Annotated in this window: 17 protein-coding genes and 1 pseudogene; 6 read left to right on the top strand and 12 right to left on the bottom strand. The window is 66.0% G+C overall.

Annotated elements, in window-relative coordinates; all coding sequences use genetic code 11:
- Nucleotides 1-451 (top strand): annotated as a pseudogene (locus tag BRAO375_RS23080) (DUF459 domain-containing protein); the annotation flags it as partial.
- A gap of 109 nt (nt 452-560) precedes the next feature.
- Here the strand turns inward: BRAO375_RS23080 and BRAO375_RS23075 are convergent.
- The 3 genes from BRAO375_RS23075 to BRAO375_RS23065 all read right to left on the bottom strand — a co-directional run bounded on the left by BRAO375_RS23075 (nt 561) and on the right by BRAO375_RS23065 (nt 2,953).
- Nucleotides 561-926, bottom strand: a complete 366-nt coding sequence (locus BRAO375_RS23075) for a CsbD family protein (RefSeq protein WP_009029865.1) — start codon at nt 924-926, stop codon at nt 561-563.
- A 76-nt stretch (nt 927-1,002) separates the two neighbouring features.
- The gene (locus BRAO375_RS23070) at nt 1,003-1,737 is read right to left on the bottom strand and encodes an SDR family NAD(P)-dependent oxidoreductase (protein ID WP_009029864.1); all 735 of its coding nucleotides are present in this window, start codon (nt 1,735-1,737) and stop codon (nt 1,003-1,005) included.
- 97 nt (nt 1,738-1,834) lie between these two features.
- A complete protein-coding gene (locus BRAO375_RS23065) occupies nt 1,835-2,953 on the bottom strand; it encodes a PQQ-dependent sugar dehydrogenase (RefSeq protein ID WP_244423245.1) in 1,119 nt (372 codons plus the stop codon).
- 264 nt (nt 2,954-3,217) lie between these two features.
- On the opposite strand from BRAO375_RS23065, the gene BRAO375_RS23060 reads away from it, so the two are divergent.
- Together BRAO375_RS23060 and BRAO375_RS23055 are read left to right on the top strand one after the other, a co-directional pair.
- Complete coding sequence (locus tag BRAO375_RS23060) at nt 3,218-3,997, top strand: SDR family NAD(P)-dependent oxidoreductase (protein WP_009029862.1); 780 nt, start codon at nt 3,218-3,220, stop codon at nt 3,995-3,997.
- 135 nt (nt 3,998-4,132) lie between these two features.
- Nucleotides 4,133-5,020 (top strand): TauD/TfdA dioxygenase family protein, encoded by an 888-nt coding sequence (locus BRAO375_RS23055; RefSeq protein WP_009029861.1) that lies wholly within the window; start codon nt 4,133-4,135, stop codon nt 5,018-5,020.
- Between the two features lie 288 nt (nt 5,021-5,308).
- Here the strand turns inward: BRAO375_RS23055 and BRAO375_RS23050 are convergent, their stop codons facing one another.
- Entirely contained in the window at nt 5,309-5,959 is a 651-nt protein-coding gene (locus tag BRAO375_RS23050) for a YqgE/AlgH family protein (protein WP_009029859.1), read from the bottom strand.
- 137 nt (nt 5,960-6,096) lie between these two features.
- On the opposite strand from BRAO375_RS23050, the gene BRAO375_RS23045 reads away from it, so the two are divergent.
- The 3 genes from BRAO375_RS23045 to BRAO375_RS23035 all read left to right on the top strand — a co-directional run bounded on the left by BRAO375_RS23045 (nt 6,097) and on the right by BRAO375_RS23035 (nt 9,263).
- Entirely contained in the window at nt 6,097-6,936 is an 840-nt protein-coding gene (locus BRAO375_RS23045; RefSeq protein WP_009029858.1) for a protein-disulfide reductase DsbD domain-containing protein, read from the top strand.
- A gap of 113 nt (nt 6,937-7,049) precedes the next feature.
- Nucleotides 7,050-8,426, top strand: coding sequence for a lipopolysaccharide biosynthesis protein (locus BRAO375_RS23040; RefSeq protein WP_009029857.1), 1,377 nt, complete (start codon nt 7,050-7,052; stop codon nt 8,424-8,426).
- Between the two features lie 177 nt (nt 8,427-8,603).
- Nucleotides 8,604-9,263, top strand: coding sequence for a L,D-transpeptidase (locus tag BRAO375_RS23035; protein ID WP_035641744.1), 660 nt, complete (start codon nt 8,604-8,606; stop codon nt 9,261-9,263).
- Between the two features lie 16 nt (nt 9,264-9,279).
- Here the strand turns inward: BRAO375_RS23035 and BRAO375_RS23030 are convergent, their stop codons facing one another.
- The 8 genes from BRAO375_RS23030 to BRAO375_RS22995 form a co-directional block, all read right to left on the bottom strand.
- Nucleotides 9,280-9,531 (bottom strand): SemiSWEET transporter, encoded by a 252-nt coding sequence (locus tag BRAO375_RS23030; protein ID WP_009029855.1) that lies wholly within the window; start codon nt 9,529-9,531, stop codon nt 9,280-9,282.
- Nucleotides 9,532-9,781: 250 nt separating this feature from the next.
- Nucleotides 9,782-10,573: a 3-hydroxybutyrate dehydrogenase gene (locus BRAO375_RS23025; protein ID WP_009029854.1), complete on the bottom strand. Its 792-nt coding sequence runs from the start codon at nt 10,571-10,573 to the stop codon at nt 9,782-9,784.
- Between the two features lie 4 nt (nt 10,574-10,577).
- Nucleotides 10,578-11,753, bottom strand: a complete 1,176-nt coding sequence (locus BRAO375_RS23020; protein ID WP_009029853.1) for a DUF3734 domain-containing protein — start codon at nt 11,751-11,753, stop codon at nt 10,578-10,580.
- A gap of 144 nt (nt 11,754-11,897) precedes the next feature.
- Complete coding sequence (locus tag BRAO375_RS23015) at nt 11,898-12,413, bottom strand: CAP domain-containing protein (RefSeq protein WP_009029852.1); 516 nt, start codon at nt 12,411-12,413, stop codon at nt 11,898-11,900.
- A gap of 575 nt (nt 12,414-12,988) precedes the next feature.
- Nucleotides 12,989-14,026, bottom strand: a complete 1,038-nt coding sequence (locus BRAO375_RS23010; protein WP_009029851.1) for a sulfate/molybdate ABC transporter ATP-binding protein — start codon at nt 14,024-14,026, stop codon at nt 12,989-12,991.
- On the bottom strand, nt 14,016-14,918 hold the full coding sequence (gene cysW, locus BRAO375_RS23005; protein WP_009029850.1) for a sulfate ABC transporter permease subunit CysW: 903 nt from the start codon (nt 14,916-14,918) through the stop codon (nt 14,016-14,018). Before cysW ends, BRAO375_RS23010 begins: the two co-directional genes overlap by 11 nt.
- 9 nt (nt 14,919-14,927) lie before the next feature.
- Complete coding sequence (gene cysT, locus BRAO375_RS23000; protein ID WP_006614652.1) at nt 14,928-15,761, bottom strand: sulfate ABC transporter permease subunit CysT; 834 nt, start codon at nt 15,759-15,761, stop codon at nt 14,928-14,930.
- Nucleotides 15,762-15,806: 45 nt separating this feature from the next.
- Nucleotides 15,807-16,796, bottom strand: coding sequence for a sulfate ABC transporter substrate-binding protein (locus BRAO375_RS22995; RefSeq protein ID WP_035641735.1), 990 nt, complete (start codon nt 16,794-16,796; stop codon nt 15,807-15,809).
- Between the last annotated feature and the right edge of the window lie 59 nt (nt 16,797-16,855).

The raw sequence follows: 16,855 nt of genomic DNA, 5'->3' as shown, positions 1-16,855 counted from the left end.
TGCGCTGGCTTCACGCACCCTGGTCAAGGGCGAGGCGCTGAGCCCGCCGGCCGGGCGCGCCGACGACTTCGTCTGGCCGCGCCGCGAGGTCGGCCGCGAGCAGGCCAAGGAGCCGCCCAAGGAGCTCAGCAAGCCCGATACGCCGGTTGCGGCGACGTCGCCTGCGGAAGCGCCGCAGGGCACGCCCGGTCAGCTTCCGCCGCAGCAGCGGCCGAAGCGGCTGACCACTCCGGGTCAGCCGGCTCCGGGCCAGGCTCAACCGCCAAATCAGAACGGCCAAGCCAATCAGGGGGGCCAGGGACTGCGCGACTTCTTCGGCTTCGGCGCGCCGCAACAGCAGCAGCCGGCCGCGCCGCCCAGGCCGCCGACGGCGCGTAATCCCAATGCCCCGCCCCGTCCGCCCGCCGCCGTCGGCCGCTCGGCCGCGGTGCTCGACGCGCCGGCACGCTGACACCGGACGAGACGACTGCCATCCCTTGAGAGATCGGCACAACAAATCGGCCCGCATTCGAAAACGAATGCGGGCCGATTGTCTATTCAATGATGACGCTGCGATCGGCTCAGTAGCGCCAGCGCTGCGGCTGCGGCCGGCTCGGACGCATCAGCATCGCGAGCAGGAAGCCGATGCCGCCCGCCACCAGCAGCGCACCCATCGGATTGTCCTGCACGCGCTTGGTCAGGGCCTGAGTGCCGTCACGCAAGCTGTCGGTGCTGCTGCCGAACGTATCCTTGGCGTAGTCCATCGCCGCATCGCCGGCCTCGCGGGCGGCGTCCTTGGCCTGGCCGTACAGGTTCTGCACGACGCCCGAAGCCTCGCGCGCGCGGCCCGAGGCCTGCGTGCTCTTGTCTCCCGTCATCTCGCCGATGCCGCCCTCGACCTTGCCTGCGACATCCTTCGCCGTTCCGGTCAACCGATCCGTATCCATCGCCGCCTCTCCTTGTCTCGCGTTTGCGGGGCTTTCCGCTCTGCTAACCGGCTCGGGCGGCGACGGTTCCGACGAACTACAAAATCAGCCCGCCGTCGACGACGATGGTCTGGCCGATGATGTAGGACGACAGCGGCGAAGCCAGAAACAACGCGGCCCCCGCCATGTCCTGCGGCGTGCCGAGCCGCTTCAGCGGAATCCGTTGCAGAGCGCCTTCGAGGCGCTGCGGATTGGCGGTCGTCACCTTGGTCATCTTGGTATCGACCAGCCCTGGCGCGATGCCGTTGACGCGGATACCGTCGCCGGCCCAGGCCTCGGCCAGGGTCCGCGTCAGCCCGACGGCTCCCGTCTTGGAGGCATTGTAGGCGGGATTGCCCATGGTGGAGTGATACGCCGCCGTCGACGACACGATGATCAGCGCGCCCTTCGCGTCGCGCAGCATGGTGTGAAACTTCGTCGCACAGCCCATCAGGCTGATGAGATTGACCTCCATCACCTTGCGGAAGCCATCCATCGCGAATTCGCCGCGCCGATACAGCACCGCGCCCTGCGCCAGCACGAGCACGTCCAGCCGATCGAAGCCTGGCGCAAACGCCTCGATCGCCGCGGCGTTGCTGACGTCGAGTTGATGATAGTCCAGGCCCTCGAGATCGGAACCATCCTCGGCGCGATACTCGGCCGCGCTGCCGCGCGTGCCGCAGATCGCGACGCGAGCGCCCTGCGCGCGAAACGCCTGCGCGATGCCGTTGCCAATGCCGCTGGAACCGCCGATCACCAGCACTTGGCGCCCCGAAAAATCCAGCGCGTTCATCTCCCCGCCCTCGTCTTGTTGTTTGTTCGCCATGTGGAGAGCAGACCCCACGCTGTCAACGCGTCAGCGGCTTGCGCCGACGCGCTGCAGACGGGAACTATTTCGCCGGCGTCAACCGTCTGAGACGACCGGGCGAGTCGTCCTCGATGATCCAGACGGCGCCATCCGGCGCGACTGCAACATCGCGGATACGGTCGCCCATGTCCCAACGTTCGGCTTCATCCGGCTGGCCGTCGGCGCGAAACGCAACACGGACCAGCGCATGCGCCCGCAAGCCTCCGATCAGCGCCGACCCCTTCCATTGCGGAAACATCGCGCCGTCGTAGAAGGCAAGCCCGGCCGGCGCGATCACGGGATCCCAATACAGCGGCGGCGCAGTCAGGTCCGGTCGCGTGGCGTGGCGGGGGATCGGCGTGCCGTCGTAATTGTCGCCGTTCGAGACCAGCGGCCAGCCATAGTTCTTGCCCGGCTCGATCAGGTTGAGCTCGTCGCCGCCACGCGGCCCCATCTCGTGCAGCCAGAGCTTGCCGTCCGGCGCGAACGCGAGGCCATAGGGATTGCGATGGCCGGTCGTCCAGGTCTGGGCCGGCACGCCCTTGTCCTCGGCCAGCGGATTGTTTGATGGCGTCGAGCCGTCGAGATTGAGCCTGAGCACCTTGCCGCGCGCCTGTCGCGGATCCTGCGCGCTGTTCGGCTGCATACGGTCACCCACCGTCAGGAACAGATGCGCTCCCTGCGGATCGAAGGCGATGATGCCGCCGGGCTGACCACCGCCACCGGCGGGCGTCTGTCGCCAGATCACGGTCGGATCCGTCAGCGTGGCGCGATCGTCGGCCAGCGACAAGACAGCACGGGTGAGAACGAGACGGCTGCCATCCGTGCCCGGCTCCGTGTAGGTCATGTAGATCTGCGAGGTGGTCGCAAAGCTCGGCGACACCGCGATGTCCAACAGGCCATTCTGGCCGCTCGCGGCCACAGCGGGCACATTGCCGATCTCGGTTTTCTTGCCGCTCTGAGTGACAACGAAGATGCGGCCTGGCTTCTCGGTCACCAGCATCCGCCCGTCCGGCAGGAACGCGATCGCCCACGGCGTATCGAACTCGGCGATGTTCTGGGCATTGAAGGGCTGGGTGGTGCTGGGCCGGCGGTTGCCCGCATTGATGCTGTCGGCGTGCGCGTGCGTGACCGCCATGAGGGCGGCGGCCACGAATGTCATGATTGTCTTCCGCGAGGCCATGATGACTCCGTTCAGCTTGCGGTGGGCAACGCCCGGTGCATCAGAGAACGTGGGGGCTGCCGCGCCGGATGATAGGTGGCAGTGCGGCAAAGTTGAGTAAGGCGCATCTGCAGGCGCTCTGAGCTGGGCTGTCGATGCCATGCCGTGAATGTCCGCGGCCATCGATCGTGCCTACCGGTCAGATCCGTTTGATGCTAATTCGAACATGCTGACGTGATGCATCTATTTCCGCGAGCCGCAAATATGTCGGACCACAAGCAGCTCAGCCGATCGGTGCAGGGCTTGACCGTCCTGGTGACGGGCGCGGCGTCCGGCATGGGCCGCGCCACCGCGCGGGTGTTTGCCGATGAGGGCGCGCAGGTCGCGGTGACCGACATCGACGAGGACGGCGCGCGCGCCGTCGCCGCCGAGATCGCAGCTGCGGGCGGAGTTGCGCGGGCCTGGCGACTCGATCTCGCCGACCGCGACGCGATCTCAGCCGTCGTCGCCAGCGCGGCGGCGCATTTCGGCGGCCTCGACATCGTGGTCAACAACGCCGGCATTTCGGTGCGGGTGGCGATCGATGACGAGACCTACGATGAGGCCTGGGCAAAGGGTCTCGCCGTGATGCTGACGGCGCAGCAACGGGTGATCCGCGCGGCGCTACCGCATCTGCGCCGATCAACAACTCCGCGCATCGTCAACATCGCCTCGACCGAGGCGCTCGGCGCCACCGCCCTGCACAGCGCCTATTCCGCGGCCAAGGCCGGCGTCACCGGACTGACGCGCTCCCTCGCGGTCGAGCTCGGCCGCGACGGCATCACCGTCAACTGCATCTGCCCGGGGCCGATCACCACCGCGATGACCGCGCGCATCCCCGACGAGCAGAAAGCGACCTATGCCAGGCGCCGCACCGCGCTCGGACGCTATGGCGATCCCGAGGAGGTGGCGCACATGACCTTGAGCCTGTGCCTGCCGGCGGCTTCGTTCATCACCGGCGCCGTCATCCCGGTCGACGGCGGGCTGATGGCGCGCAACGCGTGATGCCTGCCGCGCGAGCATGACAGGCGTGCGCGCTGCGTTCAGCGCTCGCGTTGACTTCGCAAGCTGCAGGCGTAGCCTCCGAGCTTGAAGCGGACTGACCGAGCCGCCGCGACGAGGACACGCAAGGAGGACGCCATGGCCATCGCCATCCGGCAGCTGCATCGCCATTTCGTCGGCGAAGTCTCAGGCGTCGATCTGCGCCGACCGCTCACGCGAGATGAGGTCGCGCAGCTGCAGGCCGCGATCGATGACTACGCCGTGCTCGTGTTCCATGATCAGGACATCACCGACGAGCAGCAGCTCGCCTTTGCGCTGAATTTCGGCGAGCGGGAGCAGGCCCGCGGCGGCACCGTGACGAAGAAGGAGGACTACCGTCTCACCACCGGCCTCAACGACGTCTCCAATCTCGGCAAGGACGGCAAGCCGCTGCCAGCAGATCATCGCACGCATCTGTTCAACCTCGGCAACTGCCTGTGGCATTCCGACAGCTCGTTCCGGCCGATCCCGGCGAAGTACTCCATCCTGTCGGCGCGCATCGTGAATCCGAAGGGCGGCAACACCGAGTTCGCCGACATGCGCGCGGCCTATGATGCGCTCGACGAGGAGACCAAGGCCGAGATCGACGATCTCGTGTGCGAACATTCGCTGATGTATTCGCGCGGCTCACTCGGCTTCCTCGACTACACCGACGAGGAGAAGGAGATGTTCAAGCCGGTGAGGCAACGGCTGGTGCGAACCCATCCGGCGCACGGCCGCAAGTCGCTGTACCTGTCCTCGCATGCCGGCGCCGTCGTGCGCATGAGCATGCCCGAAGGACGCCTGCTGCTGCGCGATCTCACCGAGCACGCGACGCAGCCGGACTTCGTCTACGTGCACAAATGGCGGCTGCACGACCTGGTCATGTGGGACAACCGCCAGACCGTGCACCGCGTCCGTCGCTACGATCAGTCACAGCCGCGCGACATGCGCCGCGCGACCGTGGCCGGCACCGAGCCGACGGTGGCGCAGCAGGCGGCGGAGTAGCTCGTCGCGGGAGCTCTGCCTTAACGTCATGGAGAGATGTTCGCAGAGCCTCAACAACATCGGTGTCGTCCCGGACAAGTCCGGCAACGCGCAAGCGTTGTGGGACGCCGATCCGAGACCCATACTCCGTGACATCTATTGTTAAGTCCGCTTGATCGGCACCGTGCGTCACCACACCCGCCGCGGCGTATGGGTCCCGGCTCGGAGGCCGGGACGACCCGGAGGAACAGCGAGTTCTAACAAAACCTATTGTGAACTTGGAGAGCGGCAAGAGCGGTGCCACACCGCCTACGCATGCCCCGCAGCGTTGGACAGCATGCCGGGGTCGATGCCGATCTTGCGCAGCGCGAGGTCGTATTTGTTCTCGACATTGTCGCCGAAGATCAGCTCGGGATCGGCGTCGCAATGCAGCCAGCCATTGTCCTGGATCTCTTCCTCGAGCTGGCCCGCGCGCCAGCCGGCATAGCCGAGCGCGAGGATGGCATGCTTCGGGCCATTGCCCTTGGCGATCGCCTTGAGAATGTCGATCGTCGTCGTCAGGCAAACGCCGTCGTTGATCTTCAACGTGGCGTTGGCGATGAAGTAGTCGCTCGAATGCAGCACGAAGCCCCGGCCGGTGTCGACGGGACCGCCACTGAGCACCTTCATCGTCTCGGCGCTATCGGGCAGCGTGATCTGGTCGCCCTTCTCGATGATATTCAGCTGCATCAACAGCTGCGGGAAATCGATGCTGCCGGCCGGCCGGTTCACCATGATACCCATGGCGCCCTCGGCCGAATGCGCACACAGATAGATCACCGAGCGCTCGAAGCGGGAATCGCCCATCACCGGCATCGCGACCAGCAATTGGCCGTCGAGGTAGCCGCCGTGAGAGGCATGATCGCCGATCCCGGTCACTTTGCGGCGAATGTCGGCGAGCCGTTTTGCTTCAGGATTCATCCGCGCGGACTCTCATGATCGTTGATATCCTGATATTGGGATGCGCATCTGTCAATCAAGGTTCAGGTCCCCGCGGCGAAATCTGCCTCACAAGCAATTCAATGGTTTGCGGCTGAACAGCACACTAAAGACGTCTCATGTCCGCCTTGGTTCCTCACCACTCCGCCACACTGTTCATCGCCGCCATCGTGTCGAGCTGCCTGGCGCTCGACGCGCGCGCGCAGGATTCCTCGCCCTGGCAGCGCGACAGCCACTCCGCGGTGCGCCTGCTGGCGGGCTCGCGCAGCGGCCCGGTGCTGCTGGGAGGCATCGCCTTCCAGCTCCAGCCGGGATGGAAGACCTATTGGCGGACGCCGGGTGATTCAGGCGTGCCGCCGCGGTTCGACTTCTCCAAGTCGGAGAACGTCGAAGCCGTGACCGTTCTGTGGCCGGCTCCGACCAAGTTCGACGACGGCGCGGGTGGCCATTCGCTCGGCTATCACGATTCCGTCGTGCTGCCGCTGCGCATCGTCAGCAAGAGTGCTGACAAGCCGATGATCCTGCGCGCCGACATCAGCTACGCGGTATGCGAGAAGATCTGCATCCCGGTGGAAGCGAAGGCCGAGCTCGCCTTCACCAGCGTTGCCAGCACCGAGGACACCGCGTTGTCGGCCGCCCTGGATACCGTGCCCAAGCCGGCCAATGTCGGCGATCCCAACCCGCTCACGATTCGCGACGTCAAGCGCGACGGCAAGAAGGATGTGATCGTCGACGTCGCAGCCCCCGAGGGGCGCGGCGTCCACCTCTATGTCGAGGGGCCGACGCCGGACTGGGCCCTGCCGATCCCGACCATGCGCGACAGCGGCACGCCGGGGATCACGCGCTTCGCCTTCGAGCTCGACGGCGTGCCGCCGGGCGTGAAGCCTGACGGCGCGGCGTTGAAGCTCACGCTGGTCTCGCCGGACAAGGCCTACGAGTTCAACGTCAACCTGCCCTAAGGTGGCGGTGGCGCCGTCTGGCGAAGGCGAATGCGGGCGATCCAACCGATTCTTAACGATGCGTTGATAGGAAGCACCATCGCCGCCGTCCGCGCGGCCGTGGAGCCGCCGCCGTGGCCGTGATGGACGCCCGCAACGATCCCGTATCCTCAGGCCTGCTCGCCAAGCTGAAGGCGCGGCTTGCCGCGCTCGGCGGCAGCGGCGAGGCGTCGCTGACGCGGCGGCTGGCGGGCACCATCTTTCTCATTCGCGTGCTCAGCGCCGGCCTCGCCTATCTCAGCCAGATCCTGCTCGCGCGCTGGATGGGCGGCTCGGATTATGGCACCTATGTCTATGTCTGGACCTGGGTGCTGCTGCTCGGCAGCATGCTCGATTTCGGCATCGCCTCCTCGGCGCAGAAGATCATTCCGGACTACCGCACCACGAACCGGCAGGCGCTATTGCGCGGCTTCCTGTCCGGCGGCCGCTGGCTGACGCTTGCCACCTCCAGCATCGCCGCGCTGCTGCTCGCCGGCCTGGTCGCGCTGCTGTCGCCGTGGATCGACGCAGGCGAGCGACTGCCGCTGTATATCGGCTGCCTGACATTGCCGGCCTTCGTGGTCGCCAACACCCAGGACGGCATCGCGCGCTCGCACGACTGGATGGCGCTCGGGCTGATGCCGCAATTCATCATCCGGCAGACCTTGATCATCGGCTTCACCGCAGGGGCCTTCGTGCTCGGCTTCGATCTCGGCGCGACCGCGGCGATGGCCGCGAGCGCCGCCGCGGTGTGGCTCGCGATGCTCGGCCAGATGCTGGTGCTGAACCGCCGGCTCGGCCGGCACATTGCGCCGGGCGCGAAGCAATATGATCTGCGCGGCTGGCTCGCGATCTCGCTGCCGATCCTCCTGGTCGAGAGCTTCTATCTGCTGCTGTCCTACACCGACGTGCTGGTACTGCAGCAATTCCGCTCGTCGGAAGAGGTCGGCGTCTATTTCGCGGTGGTGAAGACGCTCGCGCTGGTGTCGTTCATCCACTACGCGATGTCGGCGACCACGGCGCATCGCTTCGCCGAGTATCATGCGCTCGGCGACAAGGCGCGGCTGTCGGCCTATGTCGCCCACGCGATCAAGTGGACGTTCTGGCCATCGCTCGCGGCAACCCTGGTGCTGCTCGCGCTCGGCAGGCCGCTGCTATGGCTGTTCGGCGCGCAGTTCATGAGCGGCTACGACATCATGTTCATCGCCGCGGTCGGTCTTGTCGTGCGCTCGGCCATTGGCCCCGTCGAGCGGCTCCTGAATATGTTGGGCCAGCAGCGCGCCTGCGCCTCCGCCTATGCGGCGGCTTTCGTGATGAACCTCGTGCTGTGCATCCTGCTGGTGCCGCGATTCGGCGGTCATGGCGCCGCAGCCGCCACCTCGCTGTCACTGGCGTTCGAGACCGTGCTGCTGTTCCGCATCGTCAAGCGACGGCTGGGCTTGCACGTTCTTGCCTTCGGCAAGGCGTCGTGAGGGAACCATGTTGACGTAACGGTTGCGTCATCTTGTCCTTAGCTTGACGGAACTAAGAGCATCATCCCGACTCACACGTCCGAGCACTGCGATCACGCAAGTGTTGGGTGCAACGCCTTGATATTGGCGCGATCCTTCCGGCACATGGCTTCGACCGCGCGTTTGGGGGAGATCGAGATGCCGAGACTGGGGCTCGCAATGGTGCTGGCCGCGCCGTTGGTGTTGGCGGGCTGTATGGAGGCGACGCTGTCGCCGACCACCGACGCCGCGCTGACGCCGCGCGATCGTCAGCTGCTGGCGCGCGCGCCCTATGCCGAGGCGCAGATCCCGGAGCAGTTCCAGCGCCACATCGTCGAATACACGAGGCAGGAACAGCCGGGCACCATCGTCGTCGATACCGATGCGCGCTTCCTCTACTACGTTCTCCCCGATCGCAAGGCCGTGCGCTACGGCGTCGCCGTCGGCGAGGAGGCGCAGGCCTTTCACGGCATCGCGACGGTCGGCAAGATGGCGGAGTGGCCGGACTGGGTTCCCACCGCGGAGATCCAGGCCCGCCTCGGACCGTATCCGAAGCGCGTCGCAGGCGGCCCCGCCAACCCGCTCGGCGCCCGCGCGATCTATCTCTACGAGGGCAACCGCGACTCGCTGTACCGCATCCATGGCACCAACCAGCCCGAATATATCGGCCAGGCGATCTCGTCCGGCTGCATCCGCATGACCAACCAGGATGTCGCCGATCTCTACAGCCGCGTCCAGCTCGGCTCGACCGTCGTTGTGCTGCCGCCCGGCCAGAGCGTCGCGTCGACCAACACCAACATCTTCGCGCGCCGCAGCTGAGCGCTGCGCGCCTAACCTAGCCGTAGCGCAGCTTGAGGCCGAGGATCGCCGCGACCAGCGCCAGGGTGATGGCGTTGGCGACGACCAGCGGCAGGTCGCTGATCAGCGCGCCGTATAGCAGCCACATCGAGTTGCCGGTGGTCTGCAGCACGAACATGCCCATCGAAATGTCGTGGGTCGAGCGCGAGCGCCAGGCCTTGATGACCTGCGGCAGGAACGAGCATGTGGTGCAGGTGGCGGCGCCGAGGCCGATGATGGTGGTCAGCAAGGTGAGGTCCGTGGGCGTGCGTTCGAAAGACGCACGCTTGTAGAACGGACCGCGCTGAAGTGAAACCCGCCTCGCACGCGAAACTGCATGGGCTTGCGCCGCAGGGCCCAGCCACCCCCGACTGTCATTCCCCGCGAAGGCGGGGAATCCAGTACGCCGCGGCGCCTCAGCCGATCACAGCTGCCGGTGTTTCCTGGATCGCCCGGTCAAGCCGGGCGATCACCATGGAGAGAGCGGCGAGTGGGCGACCTTACGCCGCGGTCCAGCCGCCGTCGATCGACAGGTTGGTGCCGGTGATCTGCGCCGCCTCGTCGCTGCACAGGAACAGCGCCAGCGCGGCGACCTGGTCGACGGTGACGAACTCCTTGGTCGGCTGCGCGGCCAGCAGCACGTCGTTGATGACCTGCTCCTTGGTGAGATTGCGCGCCTTCATCGTGTCCGGGATCTGCTTCTCCACCAGCGGCGTCCAGACATAGCCCGGCGAGATGCAGTTGCAGGTGATCTTGAAGGTGGCGAGCTCGAGCGCGACCGTCTTGGTCAGGCCGGCGATGCCGTGCTTGGCCGAGACATAGGCCGACTTGAACGGCGAGGCGACCAGCGAGTGCGCCGACGCGGTGTTGATGATGCGCCCCCAGCCGCGCTTCTTCATGCCGGGCACGGCCGCATGAATGCCGTAGAACGCCGAGGACAGGTTGATCGCGATGATCTGCTCCCATTTCTCCGGCGGGAACTCCTCGACCGGCGAGACGAACTGGATGCCGGCATTGTTGACCAGGACGTCGACGGAGCCAAAGGTGCTCTCGCCAAGCGCGATCATGCCGGCGATCTCGGCCGGCTTGCTCATGTCGGCCGGTGAGTGCACCGCCTTCACCTTGAACTCGCTCTCGATGCCCGCGCGCTCCTTCTCGATATCGGCAGGCGCGCCGAAGCCGTTGAGCACGATGTTGGCGCCGGCGCCGGCAAGGCCGCGCGCAATCGCAAGACCGATGCCGCTGGTCGAGCCGGTGACCACGGCGGTCTTGCCCTTCAGATTCGTCGTCATTGCTTCACTCCTTCTTGGCGGCAGCGAGGCTGCCGTCCTGCGTGAGATCGTAGGTGACCATGGTCTCGCCGGACTGCGGCCGCTCCAGCCAATCCTTGTGGCTCATCGACTGGTGGACGTCGCGCACGCCCGCCTCCCAATGCTCGACCATGGCGACGTGGGAAAAATCGTAGTCCTTCGACGAGCTCTCGTAGCTCTTGCTGCGATAGATCAGGTGCACCACCGTGACGGTGTTCTCCTGCGCGGCCTTGCACAGGATCTCGAGCGAGGGATCGTTGCGCAGCTCGTCCGGCAGCCGGGCATAGAGCTCGCGCAGCGCCTTGCGCGTGTTGTGGATCATGCGGTTCTTGTCGGTGTTCATCCGCGTCCGGCTGGAATAGCGGATGTCCTTCTCGCGCTCGGCCGCTTCCAGCAGAGTGCGCGGCAGCTCGCCGCGGGCGGAGAACAGATCGACCTGGAAGATCAGGAGATCGCGATCGGTCTCGGTGTCCAACACGTAGTCGAGCGGCGTGTTGGAGGCGATGCCGCCGTCCCAATAATGCTCGCCGTCGATCTCGACCGGCGGAAAGCCCGGCGGCAGAGCGCCGGAGGCCATGATGTGCTCGGGCCCGATCCGCTTGCCTTGCTTGCTGAATTCGACATTGTCGAAATAGGTGAAATTGCCGGTGGTGACGCCGACGGCGCCGACCGACAGCCGCGTCTTGAGATCGTTGATGCGGTCGAAATCGACCAGCCGCTCCAAGGTGCGCTTCAGCGGCGCGGTGTCGTAATAGCTGACCGATTGCAGCGTGCCGGCCGGCCACAACGGTGCCGGCGGAAAGCGCGGCGTGAAGAAGCCAGGCACACCAAAGGCGGCGATCAGCCCGGCGCTGACCTCGTTGAAGGCGGAGCGGTGATGGTCGCCGTTGAGCAGCGGCTTCCACGGCACCGGCGACGACACCATCTCCCAGAATTCCTTGAGCCGGCCGATGCGCTTGTCGCGGTCGTTGCCGGCGATGATCGCCGCATTGATCGCGCCGATCGAGATACCGGCGACCCATTCCGGCTCGAAGTCGAAGTGGCACAACGCCTGATAGGCACCGGCCTGGTAGGAGCCGAGCGCGCCGCCGCCCTGCAGGACGAGGACACGTTGCGACTGAGTGGGGGTTGCGGGCAGCGGAGGAAAGGGATGTTGCGTCATTGCGCCGGTCATTAGCAAACCAAAGCGACAGCGTGGCGTCACTTCGCGGTGACGTCAATCCACCCCAAAGGATAGGTGACGGCGGTCACATGCGGGATCATTGCGGGTACGACCCGTTGCGCAAGCCGGCAGCAGGCCTGCCCGTCACGACGGCTTCTTGCCGTCCGGCGCTGCCAGGATCATCGTCCAGAACACCTTGTACTTGGTATTTGGCGCGTAGCTCGCCGCGATGCCTATTTTGGTGACACCGCTCTTGAGCATGTTGGCCCGGTGCGGCGGCGAGTCGCGCCAGCCGGAAAACGCCTCCGCCAGCGTGTGATAGCCGGCCGAGACGTTCTCGACCGCGACGACGGCGTCGTAGCCCGCGCCGTTCAAGCGCTTCGCCAGCGGCGCGCGGACGTCATGATCGAGCTTGTTCTTGTCGGCCATCGCGTTCGACTGCGACTCCGCCAGCCGCATCAGCTCGGGATCGACCTCGACCGTGCCGAGCCCGTTGTTCTGCCGGTATTGCGAGATCATCGTCGCCGCGGCGACCGCATCGAGCCTGGCGCCCGCGACCGCCATATCGGCATACATCGTCGGCGCCTGCACGACCGGCGTCTCCGCCGCGCAGCCGGCGAGCAGGAATGCGATGGAGAAAGCGAGTGCCCGATGCTTCAATGAACCAGTCCCTGTGCCGATAAGAGAGGCGGGTTGTTGCACATCAACCGTGGCTGAAAGGTGAATCGACGGTAAGTTCCATCGGTTCAAGTTGAGCCAATGCGGCCCGGTAAGGGTTGGTTCACCATAAGGGCGGCGCGGTCAAGCCACCGACGGCGCCACAGATTCGGTGTCGTCCCGGCCTCCGCGCCGGGACCCATACTCCGTGCTGGTCGTGGTGGAACGCGATGCCGCTCCAGCGTGCCGCAAACAGGCTTCACGGCGTATGGGTCCCGGATCTGCGCTCGGCAACGCTGACGCATTGCCGAGCTTGTCCGGGACGACACCGATGTTATCACGAGAACGGCGCCACACCCTCGGTGTCGTCCCGGCCTTGAGCCGGGACCCATACTCCGCGGCCGTCGTGGCGAGACACGATGCCGCTCCGGGGTGCCCCAACAAAACTTCACGGAGTGAGGGTCCCGGATCGACGCCCGCCAACGCTGACGCGTTGCCGGGCTTGTCCGGGAGGACACCGGTCGTTGTTCGGCTGTCTGGAACTAATCAAATTGGGTCAAGCCTGAGCTCGACCGCTCCTACCCGCCCGCGAAGATCCGGTAATGCCGCGGCTTCAGGCCGATGCGGTCGCCAATTCTCAGCTCGCGGTCGCGGGGGGCGTCGATCTCGATGGTGGAGCCTTCGGTCAGCGCGATCTCGGCGCGCTGCACCGGGCCGAAGCTGCGGACGTGGGTGACGGCGCCATGCAAGGTGCCGCTGTCGGCCGGGCCGATCAGCATATCGTGACGGCGCACGAACAGAGTGGACGCGCCCGCGGCTGCGCCTTCTGCCGCGATGTCCAGCGGCCGGCCGTTGAGATGCACGGCGCCGCCGGTGATCTCCACTGGCAGCATGATCGACTCGCCGATGAAGCCGTGCACGAACGCCGTCGCCGGGCTGTCATAGACGTCGTTCGGCGAGCCGACCTGCTCGATGCGGCCCTTGTCCATCACCACGACGCGATGCGCGACCTCGAGCGCCTCCTCCTGGTCATGCGTGACGAAGATCGACGTGACGTTGATGGAATGATGCAGCGTGCGCAGCCACTGCCTGAGCTCCTTGCGCACCTTGGCGTCGAGCGCGCCGAACGGCTCGTCGAGCAGCAGGATGCGCGGCTCGATGGCGAGCGCGCGCGCCAGCGCGATGCGCTGGCGCTGGCCGCCGGAGAGCTGGCTCGGATAGCGGTCGGCGAGCCAGTCGAGCTGCACGAGATCGAGCAGCTCCTTCACCCGCGCGCGGATCTGCGCCTCGCTCTTGCGGATGCTGCGCGGCTGCACGCGCAGGCCGAAGGCGACGTTCTCGAACACGCTCATGTGCCGGAACAGCGCGTAGTGCTGGAAGACGAAGCCGACGTGGCGCTCGCGCGCGCCGCGGTCGAGCGCGTTCTCGCCGTCGAACAGGATCTCGCCCGCATCAGGCCATTCCAGCCCGGCGATGATCCGCAACAGTGTGGTCTTGCCCGAGCCTGAAGGACCGAGCAGCGCCAGCAACTCGCCATTGGCGACCTTGAGGTCGACGCCGTCGAGCGCCTTGAAGGAGCCGAAGGTCTTGACGACGCCTCTTGCTTCAATGGTCATGAGGCAGGTCCCCGTCGATGTTGCGTTCGAGAATGGTCTTGGCGATCAGCGTGATCAGCGCGAGCATCGCGAGCAGCGAGGCGATCGCGAATGAGGCCACCATCTGGTATTCGTTGTAGAGAATCTCGACCAGCAGCGGCATCGTGTTGGTCTCGCCGCGGATGTGGCCGGAGACCACCGAGACCGCGCCGAACTCACCCATCGCCCGCGCGTTGCACAGCAGGACGCCGTACAGCACGCCCCATTTGATATTGGGAAGCGTGACGCGGAAGAAGGTCTGCAGGCCCGAGGCGCCGAGCGAGATCGCGGCCTCCTCCTCCTGCGTGCCCTGCTCCTGCATCAGCGGGATCAGCGCGCGCGCCACGAACGGGAAGGTGACGAAGATCGTGGCCAGCGTGATGCCCGGGAAGGCGAACAGGATCTGCAGATCGTGCGCCTGCAGCCAGGGTCCGAAGAAGCCCTGGGCGCCGAACAGCAGCACGAACACCAGGCCGGAGATGACGGGGCTGACCGAGAACGGCAGGTCGATCAGCGTGATCAGGAAGGTCTTGCCGGGGAAGTCGAACTTGGCGATCGCCCAGGCCGCGGCGAGGCCGAACACCAGGTTCGTGCCGACCGACACAGCCGCGACGCCGAGCGTGAGACGGATGGCCGACAGCGCCTCGGGATCGGCCAGCGCCGACAGATAGGCCGAGATGCCCTTGCCGAACGCCTCGACGAACACGACGACCAGCGGCAGCACGACGAAGATCGACAGGAAGGCGATCGCCAGCGTGATGATGGCGTAGCGAACGACCGTCGGCTCGGCGCGAGGATCGCGCCGGGCGGCGGTTTCGGCCAGACTGCGCGCCGATGCATCCGGCGTCCGCTGCAGGGTCATCTCGATGCTCATGTCGCGGCCTCAGGTGGACGCCTGGGACTGAGCCCAGCGCTGCAGGCGATTCACCGCGAAGATGATCACGAATGCCACCACAAGCATGACCACTGCAATGGCCGTGGCGTCGGCATAGCGGAACTCGGAGAGGCGGATCACGATCAGGAGGGGGGCAATCTCGGACACGTTGGGGAGATTGCCGGCGATGAAGATCACCGAGCCATACTCGCCGACGGCGCGGGCGAAGGCGAGTGCGAAACCGGTAAGCAGCGCCGGCGTCAGGCTCGGCAGGATCACCTTGGTGACGATGTGCCAGCGGCTGGCGCCGAGGCTGGCCGCCGCTTCCTCGATCTCCGGGTCGAGGTCGATCAGCACCGGCTGCACAGTGCGGACCACGAACGGGATGCCGATGAAGATCATGGCGATGAAGATGCCGAGCGGCGTGAACGCCACCTTGATTCCGGCCGCCGCGAGTGGCGCGCCGAGCCAGCCCTTCTGTGCGAACAGCGCCGTCAGCGCCACGCCGGCAACCGCCGTCGGCAGCGCGAACGGCACGTCGACGATGGCATCGAACAGCCGGCGCCCCGGGAAGCGGTAGCGCACCAGCGCCCACACGACGATGGTGCCCATGACCAGGTTGACGCAGGCGGCGGCGAAGGAGAGGCCGAACGAGATCTTGAGCGCGCTCAGCGTGCGCCGGCTGGTGACGATGTCCCAGAACTGCGCCAGGCTGAGATCGGTCGAACGGACGAACAGCCCGGCGAGCGGAATCAGCACGATCAGGGACAGCCAGGTCAGCGTCAGTCCCATGGTGAGACCGAAGCCCGGCAAGGTGCTGCGTCGGGGTGCAAGTACGCTCAAGACGCCACCTGGCTCATTCCGATGTGCCTTTTCCGTGCCGGATCGTCAGTTCTTGTAGATCTGATCGAAGACGCCGCCCTCGCCGAAATGCTCCTTCTGGGCCTTGGTCCAGCCGCCGAACACGTCGTCGATCGTGAACAGGTCGACCTTGGCAAACGCATCGGCGTACTTCTTGGCGACGTCGGCGTCACGCGGACGATAGAAGTTGCGTGCGGCGATTTCCTGGCCTTCCTTCGTATACCAGTACTTCAGATAGGCTTCGGCGGCCGCCTGGGTGCCCTTCTTGGCCACGACGGTGTCGACGACGGCAACTGGCGGTTCTGCCAGGATCGAGAGCGAGGGCGAGATGATCTCGAACTTTTCCTTACCGAATTCTTTCAGCGCCAGATACGCCTCGTTCTCCCAGGCCAGCAGCACGTCGCCCACGCCGCGTTCCACGAAGGTGACGGTCGCGCCGCGGGCGCCGGTGTCGAGCACGGGAACGTGCTTATAGAGATCGGCGACGAACTGCTTCGCCTTGTCGGCCGAGCCGGTCTTCTTCAGCGCGTAGCCCCAGGCTGCGAGATAGTTCCAGCGGGCGCCGCCGGAGGTCTTCGGATTCGGGGTGATGACGTCGACACCGGACTTCAGCAGGTCGTCCCAATCCTTGATGCCCTTCGGGTTGCCCTTGCGGACCAGGAACACGATGGTCGAGGTATAGGGCGAGGCGTTCTGCGGCAGCCGCTTCTGCCATTCCTTGTCGAGCAGGCCCTTGTTGGCGATGGCGTCGATGTCATAGGCGAGCGCCAGGGTGACCACGTCGGCCTGCAGGCCGTCGATCACGCTGCGGGCCTGCGCGCCGGAGCCGCCATGCGACTGCTTGATCTCGACAGACTTGCCGGTCTCCTTCTGATAGCTCGCCGCGAACGCCTTGTTGAACTCGACATAGAGTTCACGGGTCGGATCATAGGACACGTTGAGCAGGTTCACGTCCGCCGCATAGGCCGATCCTGCCCATGCCAGGCCTGCCACCACAGCCAGAACACGCCGCATCATCGAAGCTCTCCATTTCCCAGGCCCGCGATATCGCAGGCGCGCATCGCAGATCGCCGCAT

It is taken from the genome of Bradyrhizobium sp. ORS 375 (genome assembly GCF_000239775.1).
Taxonomy (GTDB): Bacteria; Pseudomonadota; Alphaproteobacteria; order Rhizobiales; family Xanthobacteraceae; genus Bradyrhizobium.
This window is presented reverse-complemented; position numbering and strand designations above follow the sequence as displayed.